At 35.6% G+C, this 12,376-nt stretch carries 7 protein-coding genes; 5 read left to right on the top strand and 2 right to left on the bottom strand.

The window, feature by feature from the left end:
- Positions 1–23: 23 nt before the first annotated feature.
- Positions 24–4,154: an esterase/lipase family protein gene (locus FR932_RS13545; RefSeq protein WP_019441459.1), complete on the bottom strand. Its 4,131-nt coding sequence runs from the start codon at positions 4,152–4,154 to the stop codon at positions 24–26.
- 679 nt (positions 4,155–4,833) lie between these two features.
- Here FR932_RS13545 and FR932_RS13540 point away from each other — a divergent pair.
- Genes FR932_RS13540 through FR932_RS13520 form a run of 5 tightly spaced genes read left to right on the top strand, consistent with a single transcriptional unit; the run spans position 4,834 to position 11,638 of the window.
- Positions 4,834–5,667: a heteromeric transposase endonuclease subunit TnsA gene (locus tag FR932_RS13540; RefSeq protein WP_019441460.1), complete on the top strand. Its 834-nt coding sequence runs from the start codon at positions 4,834–4,836 to the stop codon at positions 5,665–5,667.
- Positions 5,660–7,897: a DDE-type integrase/transposase/recombinase gene (locus FR932_RS13535; protein WP_019441461.1), complete on the top strand. Its 2,238-nt coding sequence runs from the start codon at positions 5,660–5,662 to the stop codon at positions 7,895–7,897. The genes FR932_RS13540 and FR932_RS13535 overlap by 8 nt, the downstream gene beginning before the upstream one ends.
- Entirely contained in the window at positions 7,897–9,297 is a 1,401-nt protein-coding gene (locus FR932_RS13530) for an ATP-binding protein (protein WP_019441462.1), read from the top strand. The genes FR932_RS13535 and FR932_RS13530 overlap by 1 nt, the downstream gene beginning before the upstream one ends.
- Positions 9,294–10,187, top strand: coding sequence for a hypothetical protein (locus tag FR932_RS13525; protein ID WP_019441463.1), 894 nt, complete (start codon positions 9,294–9,296; stop codon positions 10,185–10,187). The genes FR932_RS13530 and FR932_RS13525 overlap by 4 nt, the downstream gene beginning before the upstream one ends.
- 14 nt (positions 10,188–10,201) lie before the next feature.
- Positions 10,202–11,638 carry a TnsD family Tn7-like transposition protein gene (locus tag FR932_RS13520; protein WP_019441464.1) on the top strand — a complete coding sequence of 479 codons (1,437 nt, stop codon included), beginning with the start codon at positions 10,202–10,204 and terminating at the stop codon, positions 11,636–11,638.
- Positions 11,639–11,725: 87 nt separating this feature from the next.
- Here FR932_RS13520 and FR932_RS13515 read toward each other — a convergent pair whose 3' ends face one another.
- Entirely contained in the window at positions 11,726–11,956 is a 231-nt protein-coding gene (locus FR932_RS13515; RefSeq protein ID WP_019441465.1) for a hypothetical protein, read from the bottom strand.
- Positions 11,957–12,376: the final 420 nt, after the last annotated feature.

The raw sequence follows: 12,376 nt of genomic DNA, 5'->3' as shown, positions 1-12,376 counted from the left end.
AAAGAAAAGATAGCTTCATTTATTTACCATTCAAACCTTTCACTAGTTTCTTTTTCCCGCTCACTTTCTTTTAGATACTCATTTTTTATTAAATCTTGCCATTGAGTTTTCTTGTCTGTAGCCCAAGCTGATACTTCATCTCTTATATGTATTATTAATACATCAAACAAAGGTAGTTTTGATTCAAGGATTTGTGCTCTAGAGCCTGTCCATGAGGTGGGGTAAAGATTCGATGAATATTCATCAAGAACCTTAATTGGCTCTGGTGCGTTTTTTAATAATTCGATAGCGAGCGGAGTCCATTCTATGGATTGTTCAGTAGAGCGGTCGGGGGTAATAATTGATGCTAGTTTGAGATAGCGATCTTCAGGGTTTTTATCACACCATTCTAGTGTACTTTGGGTTTCAACCGTTGAAAATGGGCTTGTTTTTTTGTCGAATCTACTTTTTATTGCATTTCTTAGTAGAGGGCTAACTTCACTTCCATCACCGATGAATACTTCAAGAGCTAATATTGGATGCATCTGAATCATTGCAGACAGGAAATCAGGAAGATCGATACGACCAATTGTGTGGTCTAAAATACGTTTTTTGATATTAGTAAAAACTGAAACAGCATGGTCTTTGTTAGTATTGTTTGAAAAGCAAACGTTTGCTATTTGAGTAAAGCTATAATCTTTGTTATTAAAGTGGTTTCTTTTCTTTGAGTAATCGAATAATGCTAGTAATGAAGCTGACTTACTCTTAAGTAAATCAGAAACTATATAGTCTTTTTTATTTTTAAATCCATGAAAACGCATGGATAATAAATCTATAGCTACTTCTTGGCCATCACTTTTCTGCCAAATCAAATCCAAAATATCACAGAGTATGTCGTCAGGTATAGGTTCGTGCTTACGTCCACAAGCTAAGTTTTTGTACATCCAAATTGGAGATATATTTTCTTTTAAATCCTTAAGGATACGAATAATAGCCTCGGAATTAATCGTGTAACTTAGCTGAACCCATATAAAGTGTTGTTTTAGTATTGGGTTAACTATTAGGTTGTCTAAGAAAGTATTAGTAAGTTCGATATTATGCTTTGAAAGATAATTTATTTGGCCACGCAAGAAGTCGAGGTTACGCTTTTTTTCAGGAATCTGTTCTAGTGCTGCGACTGTTATATATAATAGTTCATTATTGTTCTGAATACCCTGAGCACATCCTGTTCCAAACTCGAATAAATTAGAACTAGTACCGCCATATGAAAGTAAAATGGTTAATAAACTTTCCAATAACTCGCTATCAGTACCAGCTAATTTGAAACCTAATTCTTGGGAGTATTCCTCTCCTTTTTTATATCCATGTTCAATTAATTTACCTTCATCATCAAATTCCTCTAGCTCATAGAACGCCCATTTGTCAGCCAGAACATACATTTCTATATCATCAATTATAGATTTAGGTGATAGTTGTTCAGCGAGCGATTTCAGTCTTTCTATTTCGTTTTCATCTGAAGATTTACAATCAAATCTTAAGATTGAATTTATTGCAGAAAAGCCATCATTCCACATTCCTGAACTCACTATTTTTAAACAAGAGCTTTCAATTAAGTCTCTTAAATTATTTTGTCGCCACAAGCTACGCAGGTTTTTTCCTAGTATTTCTTTTGCTGGTATTGAGCTTGATGAACCGCTAGTGATTAATTTAACCGTATAGTTAATAAATAAAGTATACCAGTCTTTAATATCTTGATTAGTCTTTGGGGTATAGCCAAAGTCTCTTGAATTGGCACCGAAATCGAAATTATAGCTAGAAGAAAAGTGCGATGCTTCAAGAGATGAGTCTAAAAGCTCTAAAGCGAGCTCTTGATGAGTTTGGGTGGCAGTATTAATCAAGCCATTTATGACATTTAGGCGTTGCTCTTTTGTTGCGTGCGTACCTGAAAGGTAAAGCTGAAATAATGATTTTAAAATTTCTCTAATGGAGTTGTTATTTTCTCCTTTATTTTCAGATAATGCGAATTTGCAGAGTAATTTTGCACATTGATCAAAATGCTGTACTTCATATGAAATTGACCTGATGAGTCTTGTAATATCGATATATTGCTTGTTATGTCTAGTACAAAAATCAGGTTGTTTGGCTAATTGTTCAATGTAATTCAAAACTTCTTTTACTGAAATCGGTGCAATATTCCCAATTAATACCCATACTAAATCGTTTCGATTATTTGAATATAACTTATCGAATAAACCATCTTTGCTAAACCAATTGTTAATAATAACTTCAGCTTCATAACATTGAGGTAAATAGCCTAGGCGTCTAGAAAAAGACTTTAAAAGTCTTTCATCTGTAGTTTCATTAAAGTTACTTAAAATTATAGCTGGGCTTATATTTTCTAAAGCATGTTTAGCTAGTTTATTAGCTATGGGGTGAGGTAATACTGCCATCCATATACTGCGCTGTTGCACTAGGTTTCGTCGTTTTAGTTCTATAGCAGCCTGATATATCTCTTTTGGTGAGATTTCAAATAAATTACTCATGAAAGTTATATCATCACTATAGATCTTATCGCTGTTAATCTGAAAAGAATAGACTAACGATAAAACCTGAGCTGTTTTTTCAAGTGACTTCTCTTTGTCGTGACGCTGGTGAAATAACCTTTTGAAAAGCTCTTCATCTTTTAAGCTAGAAATGTTTTCGTCTTTGTCAATCGTTTCGGCTAAGGCTATTGCTATTCTTGAGTTACCGCCAGAGAATTCACTGATAGTTCTTGAGTTTTGTTGCCCTAAATAATTATATCTAGCGTTGATTATTTTTTCTATTAGATCTATTGATGATGGTTCGAGAGAGTATACTTCTGTTTGTTCAGGTTGATCTTCTCTAATGTCATACTCGATTGTTAATAGGCTTACTTTACTACCATCAGCAGTACTTGCGGATGTTAATACTCGGTGTAATTCAGGAGGGCAATTATCGACAACTATTTGAGCTTTTTTACCTTCAGATACTAGTTTTTCGACCAGTTCTCTAGGTGCTGGTGAAGGCCCGTTAGCCATATCTGTATAAAAGACACTTTCAATCGGTATTGGGTTCTCACCTATGCGATCATCGAATAATGCTTGCGCGAATCTAGTTTTACCTACTCCAGACAAACCAACCAGTCTTATCGATGAGTTACTAACTAATAATTTTTTACGTAAAGCATTCAGACCTTCTAAGCCGTTTAAACCTTCACTATTTTTTGATGATGAGTCAATTAACCGTACTTTGTCGTCTACTAGATATTCTTCTGATACTCCGAGAGGACATTTTGCCCAATTGGCGTATCCTTCCCATGAGTTGACGTCACTAGTAAATTTTGATGTTAGCCAAACTTCATGATTAGCTCTTTTTTTTTGAGCTATGAAATTACTTACGTGAACATAAACATCATCATCTTTGTCTATTGGTTTACAGATTTGTTCATGGTCCGCTTTTATTGGAACAGGGCGAGTACCTACGAAACCAGGGTCTGCACTGTCCGGTTTTACAACTTTGAGAATGCCATATAATTTTTTAGTTTCGATAAGGACTAAATGTCTAATATTAGAATGGTGACTCCATTCTCGATACCAAGTATTCAATGCTCTCAGATTAGGGTCGTTGCGACTTAATGATGCTGTCGCTGCTGATGGCCCTAACGTTGTAAATCCTCGTATTAGTAAGCTAGATATAGGCTGATTCGCCATTAAAGCAATATCTGAACCCAAATGCGGAGTAGCTAAAAATGCGATGCCGGACACTCGACCTATAAATTCTTGAGCAAGATTATTTTTAACCTGTTCATTTGCAATTCTTACTATTTGTTTAACTATCAACCCACCTAGGCTGTGACAAATAAAGATTAACTCACCTTCAAGTAGTTCTTTGGTCACGATAATTCGTTCAAAAATATTACTAGCAAGATCGATTAAGCCCATCCCTCCATCGGTAAGCTTAAGTTTTGGTGCGGAATACCCAATTGACCAAATATTAAGTTCTTCGTTATCTTCAATTAACCATAAAGGCCAAGCTTCTTTTTGAGCACTACGGCTTAACCATGTTTTATCTGAATCACCGCCTAAACCATGAACAAAAATCACATGCTTATTCGCTAATTTTTTACTGTCTGAAAGTAATTTAATTTTTGCCATAATGTTATTCTTAATCCGCTTATTTATATTTTGTGTGCTTAAGTAAGGGGGGGCACTGTAGATGATTCAGTTTTAGTGAGGGGTGAATCGAAAAAATTTTTATTATAAATACAATAAGTTAATAATATTAGGTAATGGTATTAATTACAATTAAATTCATGTGGTTACTGAAGGTGAAACCTAGGAAATATTGAATGTTCGGTTCTGTAGTTATCTTGCAGAATTGTAGATGAGTTATACCATCACCTGAAAATAGCCCCTTGAGTTCTTCTCGTCTCTCACTTTGAAAACTGTCCAAGCTAGAAGTGACCATTGATGCTGTCCAAGTATCCACTTTGTTAGAATATCCAGTACAGTGTATTCGTGCTGATCTACTATGTTTTCCTTGTCTATAGCTTCCCCTTTTTCACATTGAATTTATTTTTACGAGTGCCCAGTAATGCTATTAAGCCCTGTCTTTTAGGTGTGGAAAATAAAAGTTAATCGGCTTATTTATCAAATGGTTAAGTCTACACTTATGAGTGTTTTACTATAATGTTAATATATTCAAAAGCTTAAGGTTAGCGCTATTCTTGACGGAACCTATTTGTTTAACCATGCTTAATAGTATTAAACATGAAAAATCATCAGTAAATTAAAGATGAAATGAATGACAAGGAAGTCTCTTTTGGAGTTTTTAATGAAGAGAAGAGTTGATATTACTCATGCATTGAGAGACAGATGGATTGAAATTTGGAAATTAGAGAATCAGCGCAGTCCTCACTGGGTGTCTTTCATTAAAAGCCAAGACATGAAGTCCTCAGGTTCTAAGTCTCGAACACCTGATTTTGCTGAACCAGGGCAGGATAGAGATCTACTTTCAACAAATGAACGTCACTTTTTCTATCGATTAAGATTTTCAGGAGAATTATTATGGATTAAAGAGCAATACCCTCTATTGTCTCTTGAGCGTTCCGCCGCTATAGCAAAGCAACTTGGTGTTCGTCATCCCACCTATCCGTATACCGCGAATGTGCAAGTCGTTATGACTAGTGATTTTTACTGTAGATCGATTATAGGTAACAAAATTGTTTATTCAATTAAAGATTCTGAGGCTTATAAAAAACTAACAAAAAGGCAGAAAGCTAACCTAGAGATCAAACTAAAAATAGAACAAGTATTTTGGGAATCCCAAGGCGTTAAGTGGCACCTGATCATGAGTGAAGATATAAAAACAATATTCTCTCAAAATTTAGAACAGCTTTTTTCTTTTTACTCAATCGATTTGAAATTAACTATATTGCTGCCACGTTGGCTGAGCAGTTTTGAATCCTTAATTAAGGATCATGATGATATATCGCTTAGTGACTTAATTTCAGAGTTAGCAGATCAAATAAATTTAAGCTATCAGGACTCCGTAGCTATTTTTGAACACTGCATATGGCACAAAAAAATAATAGCAGATCTTAATCAATTACTTCGATTTGAAAAATCAGCAGCAGAATTTAAATTGAGGGTTAATGCGTATGGATGAGGTATTTCTTCAATTAAACGATCTTTTAGTGCCCATAAAAGGTGAAGATAATGGGTTTATAGATGCTCCGCATGTCATTATTTTTATTGATGCTACGACTGATCGTGTCTTTGCCATGGATATGCAAAAAGATAAAAAGCCAACTCAATTCAGCTATCAGATGTTGCTTGAAGCGTTAGGAGAGGGTTATGTAATAAAAGGTATATTGGACTGCCCTGAATATATGGCAATGCCTGAACGCTTTATTAAACCGAATCAATTAAAGGTTAGAGATCAAAAGTTTGATGTGATTAAGCCGATCATTAAAAATATAGAACTATTTTTGGTATCTCGACGTTATGGAAGTCATGCAGTAGAAATATGTCTAGAAGTTGCCTCTAATGTTGGTATCAATGCTAAGCGTCCTCAAATTTATAAATGGCTGTATCGATATTTACGGGCTGGTTGTAACGTAAATGCATTTTTGAGAAAACCTGGTTCTGGACAAGGTGAGAATAAAAATTATGCTAATAAAACAGGACCGAAAAGAGGAAGTGGTGCTGTTGGTCGAATGAAAGATAGTAAAGATGAAAAAAATATCCGCTATATCGTCAATAAACATATTAAATGTAATGCACCTAAATCCTACCCTAAAGCCTTTGTTGAATATGAAGATCGTTTTGCTAGTGATCCTGTTGTAGATGGAATAACTGGGGAAATTAGTAGTTTTAAGCGATTTAATGAAGAACTTCGAATTAGCTATGAGCAATTCAAAAATTATGCCCGAGCTTACGTTAAGGGGCACGTAGATGTTATTCGTACCGCACAAGGAGAAACGGATAAATTCAATAAAGATCACAAAGGGTTAAAAGGTAATATCGAAGAGTTCTATGCAGAAGGCCCCGGTCATGTGTACCAAGTAGATGAAACGCCTCTCAACGTAGAACTTGTTGATGAGTTTGATAAAACGAGAACTATACGTATGGGTAAACCCACTTGTTATTCTGTTATTGACATGTTTTCTCGTACTTGGGTTGCCTTACTGCTTACCTTTGCTAAAGCCTCTGCACATACGGCTCGCGAAGTTATTCTGGTAGCCTTTAGGGATAAAAATAAATTCTGTGAAGAGATTGGTGTAAAGCTAACCGAGCCATGGGATATTTCTGGAAAGTGCCGGATGATTTTTGTCGATAATGCAGAATTCAAGGCTGAATTGGAACGTTCATTAAGTAAAGATGCGCAAATTGAACAGATATATAACACCGAAGGTAACTCGCAGCAAAAGGGTCTTGTAGAGCGAAGACATAAATCGCTTGAGGATTTTTTATATGGCGTGGTTCCTGGAGCTGGAAAAAAGAATATTGCGGAATATATACAAAGACGTCTTCGTAAAAATGCATTACTAAATATCCGAGAATTGTACCAAGTACTTATCGATTTCATTACTAGGTATAACAATTATTATCCAATAGAAGGGCTACCTCTCAGCAAAGAAATGAGGCTTGATGGAGTCGACCCAATTCCGATGGATAAATTTAAATGGGGACTTAAAAATCGTCCCGGTTACTTGAAACCTGTTGATGAAAATGAACTTTATCAAAGCTTACTTGAGGTTGGTGAGGTAACTATACATCGAGACCATTTATTTTTGAAAGGTAGGTATTTAGGCCGTAGAGAGGTGAGACAATCGACTAAAGGACTTAAATACACATGTGAATGGACACTAGATAAAGGGTTACAGGATCGTGAAAGTCGTAAGCATTTATCTAAACTCCCTTGTCGATTTATGCGTTACTCCTTGAGTACTATTTATATTGAAACACCAGAAGGCTTCTATCCTGCGATACTGCAAAGTTCAGATATGATGTATCAAAATATGTCTGATGAAGCAATTCAATATGATAAGAATAAGCAATCAGTTGTGCATGAAAAGCTTAAAGAAAAACATGATGAAAAGCAAAGTGAAACGCGTATTACGGCTAGTAATTTAATTATCTCAGCCAAGCATGAACAAGTTCCGATTAATGTAAACCAGGCTAATACACAGGATATCTCTACGCATAGGGAGGAAGCTATTCAGCGTGAAATAGTTGCTTCTAAAAAACAATTTAATCAAATGCTTGGAGTTGAAGATAATCAGGTAGAAAATCTATCGCCCGTACCGGCAGAAAAACAACATCCTGAGAATACTATTTCAACAATTTTTGCAGCGAAAAGTGCTGAAAAAAGACGTCAAAGAAGGAAATCATAGTGTCATTTCAAATCGCTAAATACACGCTATCAAAAAATAGTGATTACCGAGGAAATCCATTTATCGAAACATTACCAATGCGTCTTAGCGCAAGCGATTTTTGGGATGCTGTGGTTGATGTGGTTGAGCTACCTGAAAATATTGCTGAATTGGATGTGGAAACATTAGAGCAAAAAGCTGCCAATATAATGAAGTCAGTTTTGCCTACGTCTCAATATTACGATATTTACTGTGATTTTCTTAATATTCTTAAAGAAGGCTATCAAGAACGTAACCCTCTCAACGAAGATACACAGCGTTGGCAAAATCAAGTGGCGACTGAAAATTATCATAGGACAAGAACAACAGCGCCTTCTCTGAAATTTACGGGATTTAGTGGCATGGGTAAAACAACTCTATTCAATAGTCTACTGACTCTGATTCCCCCCGTTTTATCGCACCCTAAAGAGGGGCCAATGGGAAAAGATGTTTTTCAGTTTGTTTACATAAAAGTAGATATTCCAGGCGAAGCCGATAGTAAAGAGATATGCCTTATTATTGCTCGCGAAATTGATAAAGTGTTAGGTACAACGGACTATCAAATTCAGTACGAGAAGCTAACTCGCAAGCGGTGCATAAGCAAAGTCATCACCTTATGTTCAACGTTACTTATTGGCGTGATTATCTTTGATGAAATTCAAAATATTTGTTTTGCATCACCAAACGAAAGAAAACAAATTTTTACACTTTTTGATCAACTAACTCAAGTTGCTCATGTTCCGACAGTGAAAATTGGTACTTCTAAAGCTAATCGCTTGTCAGAAAAAGAATTTACCAATGCTCGTCGTTTAGGTATTCCGCATGAATGGGTAAACTTTTCTAAACTGGATATTGATTGGAAGTCACTGGTTGAATATGCTTGGGATTATCAGTTATTACCTGAGTTTATAAAGTTAACCCCCGCATTAGAAAATAAGATTTATAGCCTCACACAAGGCATACCATATTGTTTGTTTTTCTTGATTGAACAAACAAACAAGCATTGTATTCGAGACTGTCTACCGTGTTTTTCAGGTGAAGTCTTTGATCATATTTTTGATTCGAAATTTTCAATTATGAAACCAGCAATTATTGCATTAAGGCATGGGAAGTTTGATGCGTTTGATGATTTAATGAATACAAATTTTGAGCTTGATCAAAAAGTAAAAAAGGAAGTTAAAAAATTATTAAAGATTGCAGCTGAACATAGATTTAAAGGTCAAGAAGCAAAAGCCATATATGAGCAAGTTGAGCGTTATTTACCTGAGTATAAGTTGACTAAAAAAGAAGAACAAACAGTAAAGATATTAGAAAAAGAATTGGCAATGAATTCCTCTACTATGCCTATCGATAATCTTGGTTATGAGGGTATTCCTTTATGAACTTACCTGTATTTAATCTATTACCAAATGAGCACCTTCTCTCCTGGTTAGTTCGAGCTTATAAGTTATCAGGTTATAGCTCTTTCTTAAATTTTCAAGAAACATTAGGTTTTCAAGATCGATTCCTTTATTCCAATCAAGTATTCACGCCAGCTTCGAAGGGCGTTATTAATCTGGTTAAAGAACGTGATAGCTTAGTTAGAATTCATACAGTGATACCAATTTGGCAAGTTTCAGTTGGACAGATTCTTGAGAAAAATGATTTTGGATTGGGTCATTTAGGTCATGCTAGTGAGATGACGCACTTTGGCTTTGGCTTTGATATTAGCTGGCACAGTTGTAAAAAATGTAGAGAATATGATTTAGATAAATATGGAACCACTTATTGGCATTCGTGGCATCAATTACCGAGTGTTTTGGAGTGTTATAAACATAATCGTATACTGGAGAAAGGGAAAAAATCAATTAGAAACCTCTTCAAAGCAACCCTACCGCATCAAGTAAATGCTTGGGAACCGATTCGGTTACATATATCTAAAGAGCTAAGTTCTTGGCAATCCTTTGTGTTTAAAATTAATGAAATATCTCATGAAAGACCTACCATCGCGGCTAGTATTAAATTTCAATTAATTGAACTTTTAGGATTAAACATAGAAAGTTCAACAATAAAGTCATTTATATGCAAGCTATATAGTCCACATTTTGAATCTTATTTGGGTCCTGAGTTAATTAAACATATTTTTAGAAACTACACTAATTTAATACTAGAAGGGAGGAGGGATTTTTTAAGTATGATGTTTATTCACAGGTCTCAAACTAGCCTTGTTAGGAACCCTGTTTATTTGATTGCACTTGCTTATTGGCAGAGAGCTAATCTTAATTTTGATTAAGAGAGGTATCACTTATGCCGGATATACTGTTTCCTGATGCACTACCTGATGAAACTATTTTTAGTTGGCTATGTAGATATCACCTCATTGCTGCCCATTCTAGTTTTCGCCACTATACACTACCAATGCTTGGTATTAATGGGTCTAGACCTACAAATGAGTTCCCTGTTTTTCTGCCTCAACTATCCGATCTTTCTGGTGTTAGCTTAAATGATCTAATTAACCATATGAGGAGCCTTCATTATTACGAACCATTCCTATTAGAAAGAGACTATAAATTAGCTTTTGAAGCACTTAAATCTGGAGATTCAGCCAGCTTGCAAAGTAAATTAGGTATGGTGGCAAACCGAATCGCATCAGGGCAATATCTAAAATACTGCCCACTATGTGTAGTTTCAGACTGCGAGAAGTATGGCGTCGCATATTGGCACAAAGTACATCAACTCATTGGGGTTCTGGTGTGTCCCGTCCATAACTGCCATTTAAATGGACTTAGGAGAGGCTCTGTTAAAGTATTATTGCCAGAGTCAAATCATGATGCCCAAGAGCGCGGTACTACTGAGGAGAGTGAGTTAAGCCGTCTTATTGCTGATGAATTTAGTGAATACCCATTAAACTTAACTATAAGTAACATCAACCAGCAATATATGGTGCAGTTACGAAGACTTGGACTTCAAACAAGCACAGGAAGAGTAAGACAAAAGTTACTGAAGAGTCTTTTACTCGATAAATTGAACTTGTTACCTCAACTTTCCCCCGCATTTCAACGATTAGCTGTTCAGGTACAAAAAGGGCAGTACCCAGAATGTTTATTCTACCGCACTCAGTGTAATCACCAACCGCTTAAACATTTTTTATTGATCTATGTTCTTTTTGGAAGTTGGCTCAATTTTAGTCGCTGTATATCAGATAGTGTTGTTGATTTGGAATCTAAAGTACCTAAGCAGAAGCGTATAGTTAAGCGTGAACCTCAGTGGAGTAAGGCTATTGCATGCTTAAAGCAAGGTGAGAGCTTACGTACTTTAGCGGATATGTTTTCTACGACCGTTAGCACCCTAAAAATAAAAGCTCAACAGCAGGGCGTTGACGTTAATACAAGACCATCTAAGGTTTATGAAAATATTGAACGAGCCATCTGGCGTAAGCTTTTTGTTGGTGAAAAGACACTCTCTATAGCAACTGAATTTTGTTTGTCTGTTGCAGCTATCGAGAAGGTGTTAACTAAGCATCCAGAACTTAAATTATTAAGAAAGCGTATCTGGTATTTTGCCGATTTCACTCGTCATCAGAAACAAATATTTAACTATGTTCAAGCAAATAAAAATGTGACTAGAAATAAGATAAAGCTTGCGAGAGCTGCTAGTTATATATGGTTGTATAAACATGAGAAAGAGTGGTTATATCAGAATATACCAACAGGTATTCCCAGAAATAAAAGATATGTTCGGTAGGTGTTAGTTTGGGGCTTGGGGGGGGAATGCCGTTAGAACAGTAACATATTGTGGTTTGTAAGTAATAATAGCGTTCATACCTTTATTTTAATCTTTTATTATTTGGTAATCTGTTTTAAGATATTCCATAAAGGCTTTACCGGCTTCTCGCTTAATAGCACTATTACCATTAACAAAGCGTGAGATTACTTGACGTTCAAGTCCAATGCGGTCTGTAGTTTCTTTACCGCACCCTGCCGTTGTGGTAAGTCGGCTACCTTTATAAGTTAAACGGTAAATTCCGTTAATTGATTCAATTTTACAAGTAAAACTTTCCATGATTTGTCTCCTGTGTTGATTCGTCTGTTTATAAATTTATTATATGCGGCTAGATATTAACTTATACAATAAATATAAGCCATGCATGTCCAGAACTAGGCTCTGTCCCTTAATTATCTCTGGCCAAGTCCCCTCGCGCTTAATAACGTGAATCCCTCTAGATACTGGCTTAGATTACCTGCTGTTAAATCGTTTCCCCCATTCGTATCCAACCTGACGCGATTTTATGGTTTGGCGTAGTACACATAAAAATAAATGATTTTCGTTATTCATCAATATAGATTCAGCTATCAATTATTTTTTCATACCAGCAGATAATTATATAGTTTTTAATTAAATCCTTTATCCCTCTCATTTCTCTTTATTTTCAATGACTTTACGGTTCCGGTTACTGTATATTGGTTCACAGGTTTAAACGCT

Origin of the sequence: Moritella marina ATCC 15381, assembly GCF_008931805.1 — a bacterium.
Lineage (GTDB): Bacteria > Pseudomonadota > Gammaproteobacteria > Enterobacterales > Moritellaceae > Moritella > Moritella marina.
The sequence above is the reverse complement of the archived record's forward strand: the minus strand, read 5'-3'. Positions and strand labels throughout refer to the sequence as shown.

Bases quoted from the DNA above. Each gene is read 5' to 3' on its own strand.
- FR932_RS13525 (WP_019441463.1), top strand. From the start codon at position 9,294: ATGAACTTACCTGTATTTAATCTATTACCAAATGAGCACCTTCTCTCC.
- FR932_RS13540 (WP_019441460.1), top strand. From the start codon at position 4,834: ATGAAGAGAAGAGTTGATATTACTCATGCATTGAGAGACAGATGGATT.
- FR932_RS13515 (WP_019441465.1), bottom strand. From the start codon at position 11,956: ATGGAAAGTTTTACTTGTAAAATTGAATCAATTAACGGAATTTACCGT.
- FR932_RS13545 (WP_019441459.1), bottom strand. From the start codon at position 4,154: ATGGCAAAAATTAAATTACTTTCAGACAGTAAAAAATTAGCGAATAAG.
- FR932_RS13520 (WP_019441464.1), top strand. From the start codon at position 10,202: ATGCCGGATATACTGTTTCCTGATGCACTACCTGATGAAACTATTTTT.
- FR932_RS13535 (WP_019441461.1), top strand. From the start codon at position 5,660: ATGGATGAGGTATTTCTTCAATTAAACGATCTTTTAGTGCCCATAAAA.